This is a genomic window from Micromonospora sp. NPDC049257 (genome assembly GCF_040678915.1).
GTDB classification, from domain to species: Bacteria; Actinomycetota; Actinomycetes; order Mycobacteriales; family Micromonosporaceae; genus Micromonospora; species Micromonospora antibiotica.
The window spans coordinates 12,722-38,278 of sequence record NZ_JBFAQU010000009.1 but is presented as its reverse complement, the minus strand read 5'-3'; the positions used below and the strand labels follow the sequence as shown (position 1 = coordinate 38,278).

Here is a 25,557-nt window from a genome sequence, read left to right as displayed (position 1 = left end):
CGGGCAGACAGTGCTCCGGCGCGTGGCCGGGCAGTGCCCTGGCGCAACACCTGACAACGGCATGACGACGAGGGGTGGTCTCCGGTGGCGATCGAGGTTTCGGCCGAACTGGCCAACTTCCTGCGGTTCCTGGTCGGCGAGAAGTTCCCGAAGGCCGACGAGACCAACCTCTTCGCCACCGCCGAGGCGCTGCGGCGGGCCGCCGAGCAGGTGGCCACGTCGAGCGAGACGTTCGGCGACGGGGTACGGGCGTACCGGGCCGGGGTGAACGGGCAGGCCGAGGACTCCTTCGTCGACACGATGGAGCGCTACGTCCTGCACAGCCCCGGCTACCTCGGTCTGGTGTCGAAGTACACCAACCGGATGGGGGACAGCTACCGGGGCACCGCCACCGAGGTGCAGTACGCCAAGCTGATGATCATCGCGGCGCTGCTCGCCCTGATGGTGGAACTGCTGACGGCGCTGGCGATCGCCTGGATCAACCCGGGCGCCGCGCTGGCCCGACTGGCGGTCGGCCGGGTGATCATGCGGGTCATCTTCCAGAACGTCACCACCCGGGTCCTGTTCCAGGTGGCCATGGCGCAGGCCGTCGGGATCGGCCTCCAGACGGTGATGGACCGGCTGGTGCAGCTCTACCAGATCCGCAACCACACCCGCGACGGCTGGAACAACGAGCTGACCCGTGCCGCCGCCGAGGTCGGCTCGCTCGGCGGCGCGGTCGGCCTCGGCCTCGGCGGGCTCATGCAGGGGCTGGAGCGGCTGGTCCGGTCGACGAACATCGGCCGGCGGGTCGGGCTGACGGCATCGTCGAACACCCCCGAACCGCACGGCTTCCGGCCGGGTGAGGCGGCCCAGGAGATCGCCAACGAGGGCGTCAGCGAGTGGCTGACCGAGTTCGTCTACAACGGCATGACGACCGGCGAGTGGGACGCCGACGGGGCGGCCGTCATCGCCGGTGCGCTGTCCGGGGTGGCGGGTGTCGCCGGCACCGCCATCGGCCAGCAACTGAACAGGGCCACCGCCGGTGACCGGGACCGTAAGGCGGACCCGTCGGCGTCTACGGACCCGGTGCCGGACGAGCAGTTGCCCGCGTACGACCCGGTCCGCCTGCCGGCGTACGACGAACCACCGTCGTACGCCGAGGCGGTGGCCGCAGTGCCCGAGGCGGGTGCCGGCGGCACCGGCACCGACGGCACGACCCTCGGCGCGATGACGCCCGGTGGGGCGATCCCCGGCGCGATGACGCCCGGCGGGGCGACCCCGGGCGGTGCGGGCCGGGGCGGTGCGGCGGGGGGCGCGGGCTCCGGGGCTGGCGGGACCGGGCCGACGGCCCGTCCGGGTACCGGCGGTGGCGCTGGCGACGCCGGCACGGCCGGGCCCCGGCCGGCCGACGGTGTGTCGACACCGCCGGGAGAGCCGGCCGGGCCCGCGCCGGTGGACCCGGGCGGTCTCACCGCCGGTGACAGCCCCGGCCTGGCGGACCTGTTGACCGCACCCGACCTGTCGGGCGCACCCGGCCCGTCCACCTCCTCGGACCTGTCCGCGGCGCCCGGTGCGTCCGCGCCGGTGGACCTGTCCCCGTCGGCCGGTTCCTGGGCGGGTGCACCGCAGCCGGTCGGCGCACAGGTGCCGGGCGGGTCGGGACCTGCCACCCAACCGCCGGGCACGTCGCCCGGGGCCGGGTCGGGGACGCAGCCAGCAGCCGGATCGCAGCCCGGCGGGCAGCCGGGGGCCGGATCGCAGCCAGCGGCCGGATCGCAGCCCGGCGCGCAGCCAGCGGCCGGGTCGGGGTCCCGGGCGCAGCCGGGGAACGCCTCCGGGCCCGGTGCGTCGTCGGGCGTACCGGCGGCGGGTCCACAGCCGGTGCCGGTGGGTGCGGTGCCCGACGCCACCGGGACGCTGGTCCAGGGCCGTGGGGCCGTCCTGGAGCAGCGGCTGACCGGGGTACTTCCCCCGTACGACGGTACGGCGCTGGACTGTGTGATCCGGCTGGCGGCGGTGGTCGGTGAATTCTCGGCCCTGCCCCGGGTGACCCGGGACGACACGGCGGTCGACCCCGCGCGTCCGGAGCGGGACCTCGCCGCGCAGCTCGGCACCGAGTGGCAGCCGGTCTCCGACTGGGCGCAGGTGCTCGGCCCGGTCCGTGCCGCCGGCCCGAACGCGGTGGCGGCGGTGCTGGTGGAGCCACCGAACGCCCCACGGCACGCCTTCGCCCTGGTCAATGAGGGTGGCGAGCTGTTCTGGGTGGAGACCCAGGCGACCGAGGGCCGACGGGTCCGGCCGGTCGGCGAACCGCCGGAACTGCCGGTGGGCGCCCGGGTCATCGTGCGGGACGGGCAGGGAATTCCGGTGCCGGTGACGCCGGGCGGCACGGCTACCGTGAGTGCCCTGGTGGACCCCGCCAGCACCAGCCGGTACGGCATGTCCCGGCCGGACCCGACACCCCCGGACCCCACCACGACCAGCCAACCCGTCGAGCCGGCGACCGTGCCGACGGTCGAGCCGGCCACCCGGACCGTCCAGGAGCTGCCGGCGGACCTGGTGCGGGTGCCGGCCAACGGGCGGTGTCTGCCCTACGCGGTCCTGACGTCCGCGCCGGGGCTGGTGTCGCATCGGTTGGCGGCTGCCGAGCTGCTGTCGCCGCAGGTGGGTGGGTGGCTGGCAGAGCCCGACGACGTGCGTGCGGCGGTGGGTTGGCATGCCGAACAGCTCTCCATCGGCGCGGTGCCCGTCCCCGCCGACGCACCACTGGACCGCACCGCCGACGCCATGATCGATCTCGTCGCCGGATATCTGACCATGCACCGCGACGCCCTACCGTCGGTGATCCCCGAGGTCCGTCAGGCACTGGCCGACCGGGAACGGGTGGAACCCGACCTGGTCTCCCGCGCCGACCGGATCGCCGTGCTGGAGCGGCACGGGTTCACCGACCTGACCGGGTTGACCGACGACGACCTGCGCACCACCTACCTCGACTGGTACGGCTTCCATACCGGGCCATTGACCGACCAGGAGTTCGACGTGCTCCTGGCCGCCGTACGCGACTGGTCCCGCTCCTGGTCGGAACCGGTCGGTGTGGCCCTGCTGCCCCTGCTGGCCTACGCGCTCGACGTGTCGTTGAGCGTGCGCAGCCGTGCCGACGGCCGGGTCCGCGCGGTCTACGGGCCGGCCGACGCCGCAGCGGTGTCGGTGTACCACAACGACCGCGACCACTTCGACGCCTCGTCCGCCGGGCCGGACACCCCCGCCACCAGCGGTCTCCCTGCCACCGCCACTCCCCACCGCCAGGCGGCCCGGGACGATTCGGCCCCTCCTGTCGTCGCCGACCTGCCGGTCTCCCCGGAGGCTTCGGCTCCCCGGGTCGTCGCGGACCTTCCGGCTGCTCCGGTCGTCGTCGACCTTTCGGCCACGGCCGACGCTCCGGCCGCCCCGGTCGTGGTCGACCTCTTCGGCGTGCCGGGCACCCCGGCACGACCGGTGACCCCCGCCACTCCCGACTCACTGACCGCCGCCGACGTCCCGGACGAGTCGCCGGTCGGCGTGGATCTCGACGAGACCTACGGGCCGGCGGTACGGGCGGCCCGCATCACGCCGGGGGAACGCGACGACGCCGGGGACGTACGCCTCAATCCGCTCTGGTACCGGCTGGCGGACTTCCCCGCCCACCTGCTCGACCCGGCGCGGGCGCGGTCCTGGCGCTACGTGGTGGCCGAGGACGGCGAGATCTACCTCGGTGCGGCCGACGCCGCCGCGGCGATGCGGCCACGGGACTTCCAAGCCCTACTGGCGGGGATGCGGCAGCACGATCCGGAGTTGACCGCCGAGCGGTTGCGGGAGCAGCTCGGCGGGCAGGGCCACGCGGGCCTCGCCGTCGGCTTCGACGCGCGGGGCCGGGCCATCGAGCGGCACGCCCGGGTGGGTGGCGAACTGACCTGGAACGAGTCGGCCCGGCGCTGGCAGGTCGACGACCGTTCGGCCCAGTACATGGGGGCGACCCGCCCGACGGTGCACCCCGACGAGGTGCAGGGCTGGTTGGGCACCGTCGCGGCGACGGTCGGCGACCGGCTCGACCGGGACGTCACCGTGGTCCGGCACACCCCCGACGACGCCGACCCGGTGGCCACCGTCACCGTCGACTTCGCCCCCGGCCAGCGGGCGGCCGAGGACGGGCAGTGGCCCGAACTCGACCTGTTCGTCGACCAGGTCGTCGCCCAGGCCCGCCGGGCGTGGGAATCCGACCGGCCCCGGGTGGTGCGGGTCCGGATCGAGGGCGGCGGCAACGGCGGCCGGCTGCTGCGGCGGGGGGCCGCCCGCACCGGACGGCGGCGGGCGGCCTCGCTGGCGGAGCTGGTCGGCACGATGGTGGCGGCGCGACTGCGGACCGAGGGGATTCCGCCACGGATGGTGCGGGTCGACCAGAGCAGCCGGGGTGCCGGCCGGTCGAAGGCACCCGGCGGCACGCAGCGCCCGGCGACACCCCGGCAACGCCGCCGGGCGGTGCTCTGGACCGAGCCGGGGCCCGCCTACGCCAACCGGATCCGTCGCCGGGGGCCCGCACCGGCCGACCGTGCCGGCCAGGACCGCACCGACCAGGACGGGCGACGGTTGCGCAGATCCACCCCGGCCGGTCGGGTGGACCGGTCCGCTCCGGGTCAACTGCGCAAGGAGCCTGACGGGACCTGGTGGTTCGGAGGCGCCCAGGTCGTGACCCACGACCTCCCCGGCCGACCGGGGAGTATCGCCCTGCTGTCGGACCGGGAATGGCGTCGGCTGGCCCGCGACCCTCGGCTACCCGCCGCGACCGACGGGGTGACGGTGCTGGTGCATGGGGCCGGCGACCGGTTCCGGGTGCCACTGCGGCACACCGACGGCCGTACCGGCGAGGTGACGCTGAGCGTCGACGAGCTGCACACGATGCTGGAGTCGCCCGAGCGGGACGGCCGGCGACTGGCGCTGCTGTCCTGCGCGGCGGGTCGGATCGGCGCGCGGTCCGTGCAGCGCCTGGCCGACCTGCGCGACACCGACGTGTACGCGCCCGAGGGTGACCTGGTGGTGGCCGGGACGACGGGGCACCTGCCGGTGTCGGTCGACGGCCGGCCGTGGACACTGTTCGTGCCTGACGGCACCGGGGCGTGGGACGTGGTCAACGACGAGATCGTCGACCCCGACCGGTCGGACGCGCCGTTCGCCGTGCCGTTCGCCGGGTACGCCAGCCGGGCCGGTGACGCCGACCCGGACGGCGTACGGCTGACCAACGCCCCGCTGCCGCCGACCGGGTGGGACCGGATCCGCATCATCGGCGACGGGCTCTGCCTGCTCAGCGCGGTCGCCGTCGCGGCACCCGAGGCGATGGCCGACATCCCCGGCATGCCGGCGGACGCCGTGGACCGGCTGCTGCGGGTACGCCGCGCGGGCGTCCACGACACCGACCTGACCGATATCGACACGGCGCTGCGGGAGGAGATCCTGCGGCGGGTGGCCGACCCCTCCCCGGCGATGGTGGAGCTGTTCGACCAGGTGGCCACGACCTGGCTGTTCCCGGTCGGATACGACGTGCAGACCACCCTGCTCGACGCGGTCGACACCTGGGACTGGCAGCGGCTGCTGCCCGGCCAGGACGATCTGGACGACGGCGGCCGGGTCGGTGACGTGCTGCCCCTGGTGATCGGTGCGGCGCTGGGCCGGCCGGTGTGGCAGGGGCGGCTCGACCCGCCGTCGGTGACGGTGCTCTGGCCGGACGGCGACGGGACGCCGGTGCGGTTGCTCTACAACGGGCACGACCACTACGACGCCTGGGTCCCCGACGCCCTCGTCACCCCGGCCGCCCCGGTCGGCGTCCCCGACGACGACGGCGGCCGGACCGTCGACACCGGCGACAGCGGCAAGGAGCCCGACTGGCGAGGGGTGGCCAGCAGCCCGAAGCGGCGGGGGGTGCTGTGGCCCTGGGACGGCGAGGAACTGGCCACGACGGTGACCACGCTCATCCGGCAGGTCGACGCGGTGGACCTGCCCGGCCAGCACCTGCTCGTCCTGCTCGCCGACGCCGAACGTGCACTGCTGCTCGGTGGACGGGTGCTGCCCGAGGCGATGCTGGACGCCTTCTTCGCCGGCGGGCACAACGGCGGGCCGTGGGCGCCGACCATCGACGTCGATCCGCGGGCGCCGCTGGTGCTCACCGTGGTCAGCGACGACGACGCGAACGCGGTGGCGTTCGGTCGCTCCGTCGAGCGGGAACTACGCCGCCGCCTGGACGTGGGCCAGGCGGCACCGGCCCACCTGAGCGTGGTGGTCATGCAGGAGTCCCAGGTGCCTGCCGAGCCGGTACGGATACCCCGGCTCCGCTTCCGGCTCCCCGTACCCCCCGCCGGGCGGCTGTCCCGGGCGCAGCTCGCCGGCCTGCCCGAGCGGGTCCGGCAGGCGTACGTCGCGCTACCTGACTACACGGCCGGCGACCCGGCCCCGGCGTACGAGCGACTGTCGCAGGACCAGCGGGAGCAGCCGCGGGTGGCGGCGCAGCAGGCGACGCCGCCGCACGCGGAGTCCACCCCGCCCGGCCCGGTGCGGCGGGTGACCGTCGCGGACACCGGTCTGGCCGACGGTCTCGGCGGGCACCGGGGCTGGTTGCTGCGCGGCGGATGGCCGTCGACGGTGGCGGACACCACCGGGGCGGCCCCGGTGGAGCTGGCCGTGGCGGCCCCGGCCGACACCACCCGGTTGGTCCGGCTGTCGTTGCCCGCGATCGAGGACCAGCCGGCGCTGGAGGTGGACGCGCTGGTGGAACCGCCGGCAGGGGCGTCGCTCGACGTCGACCCACGCCTGATCACCGTGGTCCCGCTGTGGCGCAACGACTTCGTCGACGGCCCGGTGGCCCAGCCGATCACGGACCCGCCCGAGATGGTCCGCCGGGCCTGGCAGTACGTGATCGAGGACACGGAGCAGACCGAGACCGCCGGGATCCTGGCCGAGCGGTCCGACCAGCACGACGACAGCCCGCTCGACGGGATCGAGCGCCGGATGCTGCAGGCCCGGGTCCTCGCCGCGATCCGGGAGACCTTCTGGGAGACGTTCGGGGAGACCCCGGCGTACGCCGCCGGGCTGGCCGCGTTCCTCGAGATGCCCGAGGACACACCCCTGGCCGACTACTGGCAGCACGAACCGGTCCGCGAGCTGATCCTGCGGCGTCCATGGCAGCTGCTCTCCGGGGTGCTGGTGACCTACGTGGACCGGTACGGCTGGCAGGGCGCACACCGGATCGTCGTACAGCCCGGCCGGCTGGACGCGGAGTCGTCCGACGCGCTGGTCACCCCGGACGGCACCCGCTACACCGCAGCCGACTACCTGGCCCGGCTGCCGACCACCGGGGGCACCCGGGTGCTGTTCTTCCCGGACCTCGACCACGCCGCCGTGGTGGATTCCGCCTTCATCCAGGGGGTACGGGCCTCCGCCATCGTCGTCCTGCCGACGCTGCTGCCCGCCGACGTGCACTGGATCGTGCTCGGCGCCAGTGCCGTCACCGGCGCCGAGGTGAGCCAGCTCGTCACCCAACTCGACGGAGCGCTCGCCCGGGCCACCCTGCACGCCGCGGACCCGGTCGAGGGCCGTGAGCTGGCCCAGGCGCTGCTCGCCGACCCCGCCCTGCGGATCTACGAGGACGACGACTGGCTCACCGAGATCTTCGACAGCGAGCTGCTGGCCACGCCGACCGAACCCGTGCGGCTGCTGCTCGCCCGGGCGGAAAGGGGAGACGCCGCAAGCATCCTAAGGGAGTTGCGGGAGGCCGGGGTCCTGTTGATCGATCCAGCCGTGCTACCGAGGCACCGCGTGCTGATCGAGATCACCGATCCCCGTCCGGAGCTGGTGCAGTCCTTCCAGACCACCCGTGGTGGGACACGCTGGGCGCAGTTCCTCTTCGACGGCAGGTACGCCGCCGACCATCCCGACACGTGGCGGGTGATAAGCGAGCCCTGGTCGCGCATCCAGTCCTGGCTGGCCGTCCTCGACCCGGGCCGGACCTATCCCTGGGACCAGTTCCTGCTGGCCATGGCACATCGGGACCAGGTTGCGCGGCGCATCGGTGAAACCCCGGGCGCCTGGCCGGGGGCCGGTCACCGCTTCGCCCCGGTGTCGCCCGCCGCACTGGCGCAGGTGCAGGAACTGTTCGCCGGCCGGTCCGACCGGGAGGGGGTGATCTGGACCGAATCCGCCGAGTCGTCGAGCCCGACGTTGTTGCTGGTCGACGCGGCCGCCCGGAGAATCGTCGATCATCCGATGGTCTACTTCGTCCCGCAGCCGCCGGAGGCCCGGGCGGTGGTCACCATCCCGCAGCGCGAGGACCTGAGCGGCCGGGGGTTGGTCGTCGCCACCGGGCAGCTCGACGGCGACCGGCTGACCGGCGACGGCTGGGAGGTGACCGCCGACGAGGTGATCGGGAGCGAGGCGTTGCGGGCGCATCCCCGGGTCGTCCTGCTCGACCGGTCGCCGCCGGAGGGGAGCCCGTTCGTCGAGCGGCTGCTGGAGCGGGGCGTCGGCGTGCTCGCGCCCGACGCCGACCTGGCCGGCTGGACCGCCGTCTATCAGCTCCCCGGCTGGCAGCTGGAGTTGACCGGCCCGGACAGCGCGGACCTGCTGCGCGAGCTCCGGCACGAGTTCGACGCGGTGGTGCTCAGCGCGGCCGAGGCCCACCGCCGGACCCCGACACAGACCGCGCTGGTCCGCGCGGTCTTCGACCTGCTCGGTCGGCCGTACGGGCAGGAGGTCGTCGACGGTCACCTGCACCTGCACCTGGACCGGTGGGCCTCGGCCGAGGCGTTCGCGGCCGAGGCCGGCCACGACGGGCTGCTCCTCGTCGGCGACTCCGACCAGCACCAGCACGACCTGACCCTGCGGGTCCCCGTCGACCAGGTCCGGGTGTTCCAGCGCTGGTCCGGCGAGGAGCTTCACCTGGTCACCGTGGACCCGGCCACGATCGCCCCCGTCACGGACTTCCTCCGCGACCGGATCGCGACCGGCCCCGTCGTCCGCTGGACGCCCGACCTGGGCCGGGCGGCGCGGGCGGCGGACGTGGGCCAGCCCTATGCGGACCACGTCACGCTGGGCGGGCTGCCGATCTCGGCCGGCCACGTCGACGACCTGATCCGGACGACCCGCGACAACCCGTCGTGGCGCGGCCTGGGCTGGGCGGTGGACCCGGATGCGGACGACGATGCCCTGGTGTGGCTGGGCCCGGAGATGGCCGCCATGGAGTTCCCGGTCGACGGGGGTGAATCCCTGCTCGCCGTGGGCATGCCGGCGTCGGCCGTGCCCACCGCCGACCGGTACGGCAACGGCGCGGTGCTCTGGTCGGCCGGTCGCTCCGGGCTGCCGGCCTCCCTGCGTGCGGCGTTCCGGGTGGCCGTGGTGCCACTGTCCGAGCTGGACGACATCGTCGACGGTGTGCGGGCGGGTTTCCCGGCGTCCGACGCGGTCGCCGTCCTGACGGAGCGGCTACCCGAGGGGACCCGGATCATCGTGGTGCCCGGCGAGGTCGAGTCGATCGCGGAGATCCCCGAGATCTTCGACGCGGTGTTCGCGGTGGTGACCCGCTCCACCGTCGGCGACCCCGGAACGTGGACGGCGTACGCGTGGTCCGAAGACGAACAACGGATCGGTGTGCTGACCGGCGCGGACCTGTCGTACGTCGTCGCTGGCGTGGCCGCCACGGACCCGGCGCTGCGGGAGCAGGTCGTGCCGGCCCCGACGATGCTGGCGCTGCCGCAGACCGCCGTGCGGTTCCTGGCCGACCGGGTGGCCGCCCGAGACGCCGACCCACCCGTCGGGCACGCCGTCACCGATGTCGCCTTCGTCGCCGTCGAGGAGATCAGCGCCGACGACCGCGTGTACACCCTGCCGGAGGGTTCGGTGATGCGCGTGATGGCACCCGGTCCGGACGGGGAGCACGTCCTGCACGGCTGGTTCATCGACGGGGACATCCTGGCCGAGGCCGAGCACGACATCCTGGGTGAGGAGGACGGATCGCTGGCTACCTCCCTGCCGAGCCAACTCGCCGACGACTTGTCCTACGACCGGCGGCTCGCGATGCTCGAACTGGCCCGTCTCGTCGGAGTCGGACAGCCCGTCACCGAGAATCCGCTGCGTCAGCATGGGATCCGCCCGGCCGACCGGACCTTCGTGCCCGACTGGACGGTGCCGGTCGGCCCGCCGGGCGGACCGGCCTGGTGGGTCGGCGCGGACGTGTCGGTCATCGAGATCACGTCGGCCCCCGCCGGCCGGCTCCCCGCCCGGCGGGTGCTGGCGTGGGAGGTGACACCCCCCGCCACCGGCACCGGGCAACCGTCCGACGACGTGCCGCCGCCGCAGCTGGTGGCGGTCCCCTACCGGGACGGACCGCTGCTGGGAGTCATGCCCGACCAGGTCTGGGCGTGGGGGCTGGGCCCGCTGCTGGGCGAACGGGGCGTCCTCGTCGAACCCGGCGTGGTGAGCGGTGACGGGGTGACCACCGGGCGTCCCGACGGGCGCGGCGCGCTGCCCGCCGACGACTACCGGGCGATCCTGCCGGACACCGCCGCCGGCCTCCCCGTCGTCGTGCTGCTCGACACCGGTACCGCGGCCCAGGAGTTCGCCGGGGCGCTCGCCGCGCGGTCGGCCGTGGTGCTGGTCCGCACCGGCGACGGACAGTGGCAGGCCCACCATCCCCGGCCGGGCACCGGCGTTCCCGACGTCATGACGGGACCCCAGGCGTACCAGCTGGCCAACCGGGCCGTCGCGGCGGTCACCGCCGAGCTGGCCGAGCTGGCGGGCGCGGTCAACGACCTGGGCCAGGAGTGGGGCGGGACCATCCCGCCCGACGGCGTCAACCTGTGGGGCCGGCTGTCCGGGCTGCCCGCCAGCACCTTGGCGGACCGGGCCGCCCGGCTCGCCTCGGCCCTGTTCGGGATGGACCGGCTGAGGGCCGCTGTCGACGGCCCCTCCGGCGAACAGTCGGTGGGCCGGGTGCTCACCCACCTCGGTCTGCCCGGAGCGGCGGGGCAGCACCCGGCGTTGCTGGCCCGACGGCTGCACGCGCTGCAGTTCGCCCCGGTGCCGGTCACGGCCCTGGGGCTGCTGCCGGCCAACGCGGTCGCCCTGGTCTGGCTGGGCGACGCCGTGGTCCTCGTCCATCGTGCCCCCGACGGCACGCTGACGCTGGTGCGGCCGCAGGCCGGGCCAGCCGACCGGCTGACCGCGCTCGACCCCGACGGGTTGACCGAACCACCGTGGATGCTGCTGGCGCAGGGACGGCTGGTGGCGGTGCGCGTCGCGAGTGGCCACCGGATGCTCGGCGGCCAGGTCGTATCCGACCCGCCCCCGTACCCCGCCCAGGAGCGGCCGGCGGACCAGGACCCGGACCTGCCCTCGGACCCCGACCAGGACCCGTCGTCGGACGCCGACCAGGACCGGTCGTCGGACTGGGAGCGGGATCAGGACCGGTCGTCGGATTCTGACCAGGACCCGTCGTCGGAGCCCGACCAGGACCCGTCGTCGGATGCCGACCAGGACGCGCCGTCGGACCGGGAGCCGGATCAGGACGCCTCGTCGGACCGGGACTCGGATTCCACGTCGACCGGCGCGGCGGGGACGGAGCCCGGCCCGGTCGACACCGCGTCGGTGTCGACCAGCTCGACGGAGGGGACCACAGCCGCCGCAGCCGGCCCGTCCCCGGCGGCGCTGCACGCCGCCGGGGAGGCGCTGCGCCGGCTGCCGGCGGCCCGCCTCGCGGTCGGTCGGCAGGTCCGCCGGGGCAGACCGTCCCTGCCCCGCCTCGCCGGGTGGGTCGACGCGGTGCAGACCGACGAGGCCGGTGCCACCGAGGACAGCTCCCGGGTCCGGGCGGTCAGCGCCCACCTCGTCCTGCACGGGCGGATCGGCGACCTCCCGGTGACCGAAACGGCGGTGACCACGCTCAGCCTGGCCGGGTTCCACCAGGCACTGGGCGGGCGGCCGGTGGCAACCGACGTCGGCCGTCCCGGTTCGCTCATCCAGGCGTTGACCCGCCGGCCGGGGGCGATGCTCCTGGTCCACGAGCAGCCGCCGGACGCGCCCGGCCGGGTGTTCTGGCTGGTCGCCGACGACCGGGACGGTGCCGTGGTGCCTCGGGTGGTCGACCCCGCCCGGCCGGGTGCGTTCGCCCGGTCCGCCGCCGCCGACCCGGTCACCGCCACGGCGCTGACCCGCGCCGGCACCACCGTGCTGGCGGTGGACGCCCACGGCGACGCGATGGACCTGGCCGACTTCCTCACCCCGTCGCCGGCCGGTCTCACCCGGGCCACCGGTGACCCGGCGCTGGTCGTGTCCGACGCCACCGACCTGGTCCAGGCCATGGTGCGGCTGGTCGACGACTACTTCGGACGGACCCCGCGCGCGCTCGGCGGGCAACTCACGGTGACCCCGGAGACGATCCCCGGCACCCTGGCCGCCGCGCTGGGTGGGCAGTTCGAACCGCTGCACGACGTCGAGGCCACCGTCACCGCGCTGCGCGCCGCACCAGGCTCGGTGGCGCTGGCGTACCTGCCCCGGGCGGAGGAGCCGGGACATCTGCTCATGTTCGTCGTCGAGCCCGGGTTGGCGACGGTGCCGGCCCAGCTCATGGTCGTCGGGGTCGACGCCGTCGGGCTCAGTGACGCCGACCTCACCGAGGCGCTGTCCACCGGCCGGGCCCAGGTGCTGCTGCTCGACGCGACCGGCGAGGCCCGCCAGGTGCCCGGTCGGGAACCCACGGCGGAGCAGGTCACCGCGGTACGAACCGCGGTCACCGCGCAGCCCCTGCTGATCGGGGTGCCGCACACCGGCCACCCGGCCTGGAGCGACAGGCTCACCGCCCAGGTGACCCGGCGACTGGGCACACTGGGCGTGACCATGGCCAGCGCCCGGCCCCTGCTGCACGCGCTGGCCACCGACCCCACCGGGTTCCTGCACCACGGCGCCGGCCACCCGGTCCGGGTGGGCCGGGACAAGCGGTTCGCCTGGGTGCGCCTCGTACCCCGGCCGAGCGGCACCGACGAGGTTCGGCTCGCCCCCGGCCTGGGTGGTATCGAGGACCGGCGGACCGCAGGTGTGTCGGCGTCGACGTGGGCGCAGCCACAGGCCACCACCGCCCGGGTCGTGGTGCCGATCCCCGCCGGGGGTGTCGGGGTGACCGTCCTGGGTGGCGTGCTGAGCAGTCGGGCCGTCCGCACGATCGGGCAGTCCCTCACCACCGGTGACAACGGCATGGTGATCGGGGTGCCCGACTCGTTCCTCACCCGCAGCGCGGTGTTCGTCCAGGTCGAGATCACCGAGCGGCCCGCCCCACCGGCCTGGGCCGACGTCCCGGCCACCTGGGTGCCCGGCGACGGCGACCGCCTCTGGTTCCGTACCCCCGAGGTGTTGGCCACGATGCGGCCGATCAGCGACGGCACCGCGCTGACGGTGAGTCGCGCCGGGGCGGCGCTCCTGCGGGACGCGAGCTACCCGGTGGAGGTCGTCGACGACGGCGCCCTGGCGACCACCGTGCAGTCCGGCATCCCCGACGTGGTCCGCCGGGGGAGCAACCTGCGGGTCTGGCGGCTCTGGGGCGGCCAGCGGGCACTCGACGCGGTGCAGCCCGGGGCGACCGGCCTGACCGCGACCAGCTCGTCGTGGCTGCGCCGACCCGCCTACGCCCAGGGGGTCCGGCCCGCCCTGCGGCTCACCCGGCTGACCCCGATCGGTGAGCTGCCCGAATCGGCGCTGCTACGCGCGGCGGCCGCGGTCACCACCGGTCAGTCGGTGCAGTCCGCCTCGGACCGGGGTGGCTTCCTCGCGGTGCTGATCGGTCGGGCGTTCGGCCTGTTCCGGCTCTCCGCCGGACCGACCGTCTCGGTCGTCGACCGCCGGGCGCAGGCCCTCGCCCCGCAGGTCGAGACCACCGCCGGGCAGGAGACGGGCGACCACGTCCTGGGGCTCTACCTGGCCGAGTACACCGGCACGGTGCAGTGGAGCATGCACCGGTCGGTCACCCGGTCGCTGGCGTACCGGGGGCTGCGGCGCGGGTCGCAGCCGGTGTCGGTGCGGACACTGCTGGTCGTGCCGCAACAGCACGCGGCGGCGCTCGCCGGGGTCACCCCGTCGGCGCGGCCCGACCGCGACCTGGTGGCCCTGCTCGCCGGCACCGTCGAGGACGACCCGGACGACCCGCGTACCCTGCCCGACTACCTGTGGCAGGGTGACCGGCTGCGGATCGGACGCGGCTTCCTGCACGGCGGGGACCTGGTCGCCGGCCTGGTCGCCGACCGGCTGCGGCGACTGCTCGACGACGACCGCAACGCGGTGTACCGGCAGTACCTGCCCGACTGGGACAACCCGCGGGTGCAGACCGACCGGATCCGGCGGGCCCTGGACCGGCTCGGCAACGAGGAACGCCTCGCGGCGCAGAACAGCCCGAGCCGCTACTCGGCACGCCTGTTGGCCACCGCCGACGGGGAACTGCTGATCGAGCTGCGGGTGCGGGACATCTTCTCCGGCCGCACGCTGGAGGTGCGGATCGGGGTCCGGCGTCGCCACCCGGACACCGCACCCCGGTACCTCGGCCGGCGGGGCACCCACCCGGACCCGGTCACCGCCGACCTCCCCGAGCCCAGCGACAGCGGGTCGGGCGAGTCGGAGGACGACGAGCCGACGGTGAAGCTGCGCACCAGCCAGGGCCGGGCACAGGCGGCGACGAACCGGGCCGTCCGCAGCGTCGCGTCGGGCGTGCAGGCGGGCGCGTCGGTGGGCAGCGACGCGCTCGGTGGTGCCGCCGGCATCGGGTTGCGACTCCAGGGCGTCTGGCGGGACGTCATCGAGGTGACCCAGGGCAGCCAGGCGGGCGTCGTCGGCGTCGGCGGCGGCGCGGTCGCCGTGTTCGCCGACGACGTCCGGTTGGAACTGTCGGCGTCGGTCATCGTCGAGTACCGCGGGTTCCTCGCCGACGCCTGGCGGTGGCTGGCCGACCACCCCGTGCAGGCGCAGCCACTGCGCTTCGCCGGCGACGCCACCATCGACCTCGAACTCGGTTTCTCGGTGCCGTTCACCCAGACCATCGCGGTCGGGCAGCCGCAGCCGGTCGTGCTGCCCACGCCGGCCGGCGCCCCGAGTGCGGGCATCGTGCTGCGCGAGGCGCTCGGTGAACTCCTGCCCGCAGCCGTGACCCCGCAGCGGCAACGGCTACGCCACCTCGGCGCGGCACTGGCCCAGCACACCGTCGCCCACCATGTCCACGGCCTGCCCGAGCTGCGCGAGCAACTGCTGGACGCGTTGCGGGGCGCCACCGCGGACTACATGGACGCCGGGCACCTGCCGTCCGGCACCGGCGGTCGTCGGCGGGGCACGGCGTTCAGCGGCGACATCCCCGGCACCCCCCTGCACCAGTGGCTCAACGCCTTCGTCGACCAGGGCCACCTGGCGGCGCTGCTGGCACCGGCGACCCAGCAACCCCAGCCGGTGCACGCCCCCAGCGTGGTCGTCGGCGACGACGTGCCGGTCACGGTCTTCGTCTTCGCCGAGGTGATCGGCCACGACCAGACGCCGACCGGCGCGGTCACCGGCGACGGGTACGAGAGCGCGGTCGCCGGGTACGCGGTCCGCCGCTCGGCCGCGGACCGGGGTGGACAGTTCCGGCTGGAGGTCGGCGGGGGCGGCGCGGCGTGGCGGGCGGACGAGCCCAGCGCCCCCGCCCAGCCCGGTGACGCGGGTGGGGGAACGCCCGGCGGTCAGGCACCCGCCCCGAACCCCACCCAGCCGGCCGCCCGCACCCCCACCCAGCCGCCCGCGACCCTGGCGCTGCGGCTGTTCGGCCGGCGGCAGATCGAGTGGACCAACGGCGAGACGGTCCTCGCCGTCGCCGAGGTCGAACGGACCGTCAAGCACTCCGAGTCCCGGACCGTCCTGCTGGGTGTGCACGGTCGGCTGCGGGTCCACCTCGCCGTGGTGCTCACCGAACCCAAGTGGGTGCTGCCCGACCGGTCCTTCACCCGCTACCGGCAGGTGGGTGACGTGTCCCTGCTGGGTCAGATGTCGGCCGAGGAGTACCGGCAGGCCCTCGGCCTGACCCCCGGTGGCTGGCGGCTGCCGCGCGAGGTCACCCCGCCGGCGGCGCAGGTGATGCACCAGACCAGCCGGCTGGTGGACGTCCCGGCCATCGGTCAGGCCATGCTGGGCTGGCTGCGTGCGCTGCGCCTCGGCGGCGACGAGGGAATGGAATTGGTCGGCCACGACCGGAACACCGGCATGAACATCAGCACCGTCCTGCACCACACCGACCCGGTCACCGTGGCCGCGCACCTGGGCGACCTCTTCGACGGTGGCCTGAGCTTCGTGCTGCGCTACCCCGGACTGCTCAGCCGTCCGGCGGTGCAGATCATCGTCCGGGCGGTACCGGCCACCGACCCGCCACAGGTGGGTGAGCTGCGGGCGGGCACCAGCAACCTCGAGTTGAGTACCGTCAGCGAGGTCGGCGGCGGACGCCAGTCGGGCGAGGCCGTCACCGACGAGGTGGTCCCGGTGGCGCACGTCGGAGAGCGGGCGGCGCTCAACGCGCTCGGGGCGCTGGGGCGTACCGCCGCCGGCCGCTCCAGCGACGTCACCCTCGGCCGGGCGGTCAGCGCCGTCGAGACCACCGGCCCCTGGCTGCCGGTCGACTACGGGCCACAACGGCTGGTCTTCACCGCCCACCGTCGCCGGCAGGAGATCGGCCGGCACGAGATCACCGTGCCGCTGCGCACCGAGACCGCCGCCGAACACCTCAACCTCACCTACCGGCCGACCGGCCCGGCCGCCGTGCTGCCCGACCCGGCCGCGGTGACCGACGCCCCGTTGACCCTGGGTGGAACGGACGGGCCGCTGCGGCTGGTGCCGATCCCGGCCGACAACTGGCTGGCCTGGCGGGGCGACGCCGTGCCGGTGCCCGACCGCTATGCGGCGCTCGGCTTCAACGGCGCCGCCGCCCTCCAGGCCACCGCGCTGCGGGCGCTGCGGATCGTCGGCACCGCAGCGACGATCGGGATGCCCGGAACGACACTCAACTACCAGCTGATGACCCTGCTGGGACGAACCCACCTGTGGGCCGCCACCCCACACCGGATGGCCGGCCCCTACGAGATCACCCTCGCCGACGGGTACCGGCTCGTCCTGCACACCCGGGTCACCGCGGTACGGCTGGACACCGTGCTCGTGCCCGCCGAGGGAAACTCCGGTGTCGGTGGGGCCGGCCGGCACGGCGACGCCCGCCTGGTGGCCCGCGCCGACGCCGCCCTGCCGGACACCCTCGGCACCTCGGTCGGGGTCGTGCCGGCGCTCGGCGTCTCGGTGCCGGGCAACTCCAGCCACCAGGAGGCCGCCGCGCACCGGACCGACGTGCTGCGGCTGGGACTGGACGACGAGGGCGCGCGGGCGAAGGTGTGGTGGAGCACCGAGACGGTCGTCGTCGCCGAGCACACCGACCTCACCGGCACCCGCCGTACCGCGCTGCAGGTGACCATGCCCGACTCGCAGCCGGTGCTGGTCGATCAGGCCGAGGCCCTGGACCACCTGCTGGCCGGTGACGCCCCCGGGAGCGCGCCCGTCGACCGGGTGGTCGTGGCCGCGCTCCTGGAGCAGGCGGTCCACGCCGCGAAGCAGGCGCAGAAGGCGCTGAAGTCCTGGCGGGAGCTGGAACGGATCGCCCTGGTCGCCGAGTTCCCCGGGGACGCCGGCAGCACCGCCGACACGCTCGCCAGGGCCGCCGCCGAGAACGCGGCGGAACGGGCCGAGGCGGAGGCGTCGGCCCGTCGCCGCTGGTGGGAGGCCCGAGCCGAGGTCGAACGACTGGTGGCGTTGGCCGCCGGACACCTCGGCCGGGGTTCCGCAGCCGACCCGGTGCTGCTTCCCCCGACCGACGGCACCGATCCGACGTCGCCCGGTGGGCGACCCGCCCCGCCAGCGGCCGGGCGGCGCGACCCGGTTGACCCGGTTGACCCGGTTGACCCGGTTGACCCGGTTGAGCCGGTTGCCCCCGTCGACCCGGTTGACCCGGTTGACCCCGTCGACCCGGTCGTCGACGACCGTGCGCCGGCCGGGTCGGTCGTAGCGGCAGCCCCGGCCGGGCCGTCACCGTCACCGTCGATGGTCCGTGCGGTCACCGACAACCAGTTCACCGCACTTCCTCCCCCCGCCGTCGGGGAGGTCGTCGACGTCAACCGCAACGGCCTCTGCCTGCTCGAATCCGTGGTCGTCAGCGCGTTGCCCGAGGTGCGCGGCCTGTTGCCCGACGGGTACCACGGGCAGCTCGACGAGATCCAGGCCTGGCGGGACACCCGTGGGCCCGTCGACGTGACCCTGCCCTCCCGCCTGCGCCCCCTGGTCCTACGGGTCGCCGACGGCCTGCGCGCCCAGATCCATGCCCTGCTCGTCGACGGCCGGCTCGCCGAGGTGGAACAGGTGATCGCCGACGGCGGACTGCTGGGCCGGGGCGTCAGGGCACAGCGGCGGGTACGCGTCCAACTCGCGCGGACGGTCAACAGGTGGCAGGCGGACTGGGCGGCCGACACCGGCGACTACCTCGTCCTGTTGGTCGGAGCGGCGCTGCGCCGGCCGATGGTGCTGGCCACCCCCGTCCCGTCGGCCCGTCCGGCCGCTGGCTCCCGGTCGACCGGCGACACGGCGACGGCGGTCCGTGATCAGGCCGCCGACGACGCGCAGGCGAACGTCGGAGGCTGGTCGATCCGGACGGTCTACAACCCGCGCTTCGACGGTGCCGAGGCCCGGATCAGCGAGGGACCGGTGCTGCTCTACCTGGCGAACGGCCACTACCGGGCGTGGCTCCCGGAACCGGACGTGCTCGATCTGGCCCGGGCCCGGGAGGAGGCGCTCGAACTGCCCCGCCCGACGGTCGACCTCTGGCGCGAGAGCACCGATCCGGCGACCCGCCGACCCACGACGCCCGGGAGCGATCCCGGGTACGGCGCTGCGGACAGCGACGCCGTGCTCAGCGACGCCTTGCTCAGCGACACGGACAGCGACGCCGAGAGCGGTGCCGGGTCCGACGGTGCCGTCCTCGGCCATCCGGGCGGTCACCCCGGCGTGCCCCGGTCGACCGGCCGGGGACGGCACCCGTTGACGCTGGCGGGGTTGGAGACGGCCGTGCAGGAGACCCAGGACGTTCAGGCCGCCGTCCGTCCGGCCGGCTCGGTGACGGATTGGCGCCCGCCCGAGGATCCGTTGTCGTGTCTGGCTCTGGCCCGTCGGTTCGCGGTCGTCCTGCATCCGGGCATCGACGGGTTCGTCCGGCCGGGCCTGCGGGTCGGTCGGACCCGGGACGACGCTGCGATCGGTGCCCGGTGGGCCGGCGACTTCGCCGGTGACCGGTCCGACTGGGCGGTGGTGGATTCCTGGGCGCAGGTCGAGCGGGCACTCGTCGCCGCCGTGCCCGGGACCGCCGTCTTCGTCCTGCTGGAACGTCCGGGCAGCGCCCCTGGGCACGCCTTCGCGGGGTACCGGTTGGACCGGGAGACCGATCCGGTGCGGTGGGTGCAGTTCGGCGGCGACCGGGGCGCGGTGCTGCTGCCCCGGGCCGCGGCGGACAACCGGCTGCCCCGGCTCAACGCCCTCGGCCCGGAGGTCGCCGCCCGTGCGGTCCTGGTGGATCCCGAGGGCACTGTCGATCCGGCGGCGCTTGTCGACGCCGGGACGTTCGCGCCCGTCGCCTCGACCTCGGTGGCGCGGGCGATCGTGGACGCGCCGGTGAACCGGACCTTCCTGGGCCATGGCACGGAGTTCGAGTTCTTCGAGATGCTCGACCTCAGCGCGGCCGCCGACATGTTCACGGGAGCCACCGCCGAGACGCTGCCCGATCTGGCCCGGACGAGAGCGCTCGCCAGGGACCCCGCGGGAACGACAGTCATCGAGGTGGAGACCAAGACCTACTTCCGCGACAGCGGCGACGGCCAGCTCTACCGGCGACCGGCCCCGAAACGGACCAAGGAGGCCGTCGCCATCCTGGAGGTCATCGTCGGCGTCGTGCCCGACACCGACGCCGAGATGGACGCCCACCACGGCGGCGAGTCGTTGTACCCGGCGATGACCGCGTTGGGTCAGGCCCTGTCGGCGCTCACCGGGCCCGTCCCGTTCGCCCAGCTCCTGGGCACGGTGCAGGCCGCCGGTCACCTCCCCCAGGTGGTGCTGACACCGCTCGGTCGCAAGGCGAACGTCGGCCCGCGCCCGTCGGACAGCGAGCCCGGCGCCCGGGTGCACCACAGCATCGGGGTCCCGCTCGCCGGTGCCCACTCGTTCCTGAGCTACGTCGCCCGGCACACCTGGCGCAGCCCGACGAGTGTGTCTCCCTCCTACGCCCGCCCCCACCTGGAGGACGCGTTGTCCTTCGCCGACACCGTGGCCGACCACTTCGCCGACGGGGGCGGCAGCCCTCGGGACGTCGCGGAGCTACGCGGGTTCGCCACCGTGCTGTACTCCAACACCGCAGGCGTCGCCGGAGCCTGGCTCCACCGGGGTCTGGTCAAGGAGAACGTCGCGGCGTTGTCCCGGCAGGACATGCGGATGCTGCTCGACGCGTTGTCACCGGCGGCACAGGCCTATTTCCAGGCCAACTTCACGGAGATCGCGCAGTTGTTCCGCGGGATGTTCACGGACCGGTTCCCGGATCTCGAAGAGCGCTTCGAGCTGAGGACCGGGGTCAAGCTGGCCGGTGACTTCTTCCAGAACGGCGCCTTCGTCGACAAGAAGAACAACAACAAGCAGCAGTCGATCATCGACTACCTCCGCGGAGACGTGCGGCAGCATCTCGGGTACGGCGGAATGACCGTGATCAACGGTTTCGACACGTCGAACGGTGCGCTGCCGCTGATGGTGCTGGAGGTCCGGTACTTCGGCGCGCAGCACGTCGACGGCGCCACCGCCCAGGTGGAGGCAGCGGTCCTGCGCCGGGAGGCCGGGGCGGCCTTCGACGAGGCGCTGCAGGTCACCGGCGTGGCGGTGGAGCGTCCGGGGGGCCTCCAGCTGGCCCTGCCCGACCGGGAACTCCGGCCGATGTGGCGGCACGCCGGCCCGCCCGGCCTGCTCACCGTCGAGTTGCCGCTGTACGCGCCGAACTGGTCGCTACGCCCCCTGTTGCCGGTTGCCGACGACGTGACGGCGATCCGGGTCGTCCAACACGTGAGCCTCTCCGAGCACTACGTCTTCCTGCAACGCCTCGCGGACCTCACCGGCCGGCCCCTCTACGCGTTGGCCGGGGAGGCGACGCCGAGGTGGGATCCGGATGCGGGGGAGCTGCGGGTCGACTGGCCCGACGGCACGCGGCCCTGGCTGGAGTTCCTGCCGGCGTTGTACGACGCCGACAGCGACCGGGGAATCCGGCGGGGTGTCGACCCCGACGGGGTGCTCGTCCCGCTGGACGACCGGGTCGACCTGCTGGAGCCGACGACGGTCCACCTGAACCTGTATCCGCCGGACGTGGCGCACGTCCTGCCGCCCCTCTTCGGCACCGAGGACCCCGACGTGCTCGACCTGGTGCCACTGATCCAGGCGTCCGACAGCCGCCAGCTGATCTTCGCCGGTCCCGACGCACCGACGTACCTGCCCGGCTGGGCGACGACCGTCGTCGAGACGGTCATCGCCCAGTCGACACCGGTCGAGGGTCTCGTCCTCGTCGGGCACCCGCTGCCGCACGCGGCGGCGCAGACCCTGGTCGACGTGCTCGGACAGGCGGTGGCCGAGCAGCCGGGACTTCTCGTCACACCGGTGGTCCTGACCCACGGGGCGGACATCGACATCACGACGCGCGCCGGCGCGGCCCGGATGGTGTCCACCGACGACGGCCTCGGCGGATGGCGGGTGTTCCGGCCGGACCAGAAGGGCCGCACGAGTGCCGTCCCCGACGACCTGCGCGCGGTGATCACCACCCCGACCGTGGCACCGGAACAGCCGCAGGACACCGCGGACCCGCTGGGGCCCGACGGGGCGGAGCCGGCCCCGCCCCGCAATGAACCCCGCACGGTGCCGCGCGGGGAGGACGAGCCGTTGGAGTGGACGATCCGGCGCGCGATGGCACAGGTCGCGGTCCGCGAGCACCACTGGGTCGACCCGGTCAGCCGGCCCGGACCCGCCCGGGACGACCGCTACGAGGTCGTGTCGCGGTTCGAGGCCCGCTGGTTCCACTACGGCGGCCAGCCGGTGACCGACCTGACCGTGCGGGTGTGGCTCGACGACGACACCGGTCGGGCGATGTTCGCCGCCCTCAAGCGGGGGGTGGACCGGGTGTTCAACAGCAGCGCCGATGCGACGGCGTACCGGCTGCCCAACCGGTTCGGCGACCTGCTGCACGTGACCGTGGAGCGGGCCGCCGCCCCGCACGACGCCCACCTGCGGGTCCAGGTGATCGACGAGGGGCCGACCGACCAGTTCCACTGGCGTCGCGACGCCCTGGAGGAGGACCTGGTACACGAGTTCGCCCACCAGCTCGGCCTGCGCGAGGAGTACCGCGACGACACCGCACCGCACCGCCCGCACGTGCCGGGCAGCCTGCTCGGCGACCTCGCGGGTCGTCCCACCGACGCCCTGTCCGACGAGGAACGGGCGGCGCTGTCCGACGAGGAGAAGGCCCAGCTGCGCGGCATGCGGTGGGCCGGGCTGCGCTCGCGTCACCTCCACCTGCTGGCGGCGCTGGTCGGCGAACCGGACACCGATGGGGAGTACCGGGCGGTGGACCCGGTGCTCCGACCGATCGGTGTCGCGCCCTTCGCACCGCAGACCACGACGGACCAGCCGGGGCAGCAGCCTCCGGCAGCCGATCCGACGGTGCCGCCGGTCAGGGCGGCCCAGCTGGAACGCACCTGGCGCACCCGGCCCGAGCGCCTCGACGTCGAGGCCCCGGTCCGGATCGCCGCGGACCACGCCGTCCGGGCGGTTCTCGACCGGGTGGAGCTGCTCCGCCGGCCGTGGGACCTGGAACTGCTCGGCGACAACCTGCCGTCGGCGGCCGCTGGGGACCACCAGCGGCTCACCCCGGCTGAACCGGTAGCCGACTGGGCGGTGTTGACCGGACCGACCCGCGACGCGATCGCCCGGCGGGCCGCGCTGGTCACCTCCTGGTTGGCCGGCCTGCCGCAGCCGGCGACAGCCGGCACGGCGGTGGAGTTCGGGCTGGTGCTGGGGGTGCCCCCGGAGCTGCTTGCCGATTCCCGGGACAACGCCGTGGCCCGCGTCCTCGCCGACGCCGCTGCCGACTTCCTCCGGGGCCAGCTCGACGCCCGGCTCCCCGTCGGGATGCTCCCGGTACGGGTCCTCGTCGAGGTCACCGACTTCGACGGGGTCGTCGACGGGGTCCGCGACCAGATCCGGATGCAGGTCGAGTTGTCCCTGCGCCGGGTGCTCCCCGGCCCGGTGTACGCCGACGACCCGACGTCCGGCAGCGCGGTCGGCGGAGTCCACGACGGTCGGGACCTCCGCAACGACGTGCTGCTGCGCGTCACCGAGGCGCGGCAGGCCCTCGAAGGGCTGCCCGCCGGGGAACCGGAGACCGCGGCGGCGGTCGTCGTCCACCAGCTCGGCAGCGTCCTGGTCCGGCTGCTGCCGGTGCTCGTCACGCCGGCCCTGGCCGTCCCCTTCGCGGCCCACGCCGTACGGGTGCGCGGCGTGCTGGACGACTTCCGGTGGCTGGTGGGCCGGTGGGCGCAGCAGTGGCGCACCGGCGACGTCGAGGTCGCCGAGCTGGTCACCCGCGCGACCGGGACGCTCGACGCGATCGTCGACCTGACGCCGCTGATCGAGCTGGCCCCGGCCGCCCATCGCGACCTCGACCTGACACCGCTGGTCGACGGCCACCAGGCGGACGACGCGGACCACGTCGCGGCGCTGGCCCGGTTCCGTGCCGAGCTGGCCCGGCTGCGCGACGCCACCGGGATCGCGCTGGACGGGCCGATCATGCAGGTGTACGGCTGGCAACTGCTGACCCAGGCACTCGGGGCGCTGTGGTTCGGCGTGACCGAGGGTCCCGGACCGGTCCCGGATTCACGCGCCCTCGGGGCTGCCGCTGCGGCGCTCGACGCGTACCACGAGGTGGTCGGTGGGCTCGGCGCCGGCACCGCCGATCTCGCGGCGTTCGACCGGGCCGCCGGGGCCGTCGGGGTGCTGGCCGGCTGGCTGCGTCCCCACCCCGACCAGGCGGCGACGGACCGGGAGCTCGCCCGGCTCGACGACGCGCTGGCGGTGGTGGGTCTGCGCACCGACGCGCAGCTCGACCGGCTCGCCCTGGACACCCGGGAGGCGATGCTCGACGGGCTCCTCGACGCGGCGACCGCCGCCCTGGACACGTTCCGGATCAGCCGCGACCCCGGCCGTGGCGCTCTCGCCGGGATCCCCGGGGCGCCGGGCCCGCTCGCCGACTGGATGACGCTGCTGCGCACCCTGCAACAGATGAGCGCCCTCTGGAACGGCGGGGAGCCGGACCGGCCCCGGCTGCGTGCCATGCACGGCCTCGCCGGACAGGTCCGCGACGGCATCGCGGCCGGTCGGGCCGACTTCGTCCGACTGGCCAACCGGGAGGATCCCGGTGGCGACCCGCGTGCGGTGTCGGACCGGGTGCTCGACGCGCCGGCTGCCGGGGCCCGCCGTCCGGCCACCCCGGTCCGGTCTGCCACGGGCGTGACCGGACCCGGGACGGTGCGGCCGGGCCCCGGTCAGGTCCTGCTGCATCTGGTCGTCGAGGTGCCCCGGGGGCAGCAGAGCGGGTCCACGGAGCCGGTGTCGACCGACCTGTACCAGGACCCGGCCACCGGACGGGTACAGGTCACGACCGGTGACCCGTACGCCCCCGTCGCCGTGTTCACCCGGCCGGAGACCGCGTACGGGGTGGCCCGGGGGATGGCCGACCACCTCGCGCAGGTGGGTCTGCCCTCCGGCGACGGCCCGGTGGTACGCCGGTTCGTGGTCGACGCCGACGCGTTCACCGCCCCGGACGACGCGCAGGTGTACGTCTTCCCGGCCCGTGACTTCGCGGCCCTGGCCGGCCGGGCCGAACCCGGCTCGCTGGACAGCTACGCGACCGACCCGGAAGCGGTCGACGACACCACCCGTGCCCTGGACGCGCTCGCCCCCGCCGACACCCCGGTCGTCACCGTCGACGAGGCCAGCCGGATGCTGCCGACGCGGGAGCCGAACGCCCGACACCGATCGCGCCCGGACCCGGCCCCGGTCGCCACCGGCGACCGACCTGCCGGCACCGCCGTCCCCCCGGTCGTCCGTCGGGACGCCGGTCCGGCTGCCGCCGTCCCGCCGGGCACGGTGCCGGCCGGTCCGGTCCCGCCGGGCACGGTGCCCCCGGGCGTGGTCCTGGCGGGGATGGTCCTGGCGGGGATGGCCCTGCCGGACACCGTCGTCGTGCCGGGACTCGGTGACATCCTGGTCACCGGACTCCCCGGACTGCCGGTGTACCCGCCCGGCGCGCGGTCGACCACACCCGCCCCGGTACCGGACCGCCCCGGCAGCCCGCCACGCCGCCGACGGCGCACCCCGCGACCGGCGGCCGATCGGGGGTGA

At 74.9% G+C, this 25,557-nt stretch carries 1 protein-coding gene; it reads left to right on the top strand.

Translation table 11 applies throughout. The features are described 5' to 3' along the window. Nucleotides 1-84 precede the first annotated feature (84 nt). The gene (locus AB0K25_RS15940; protein WP_363820764.1) at nt 85-25,557 is read left to right on the top strand and encodes a toxin glutamine deamidase domain-containing protein; all 25,473 of its coding nucleotides are present in this window, start codon (nt 85-87) and stop codon (nt 25,555-25,557) included.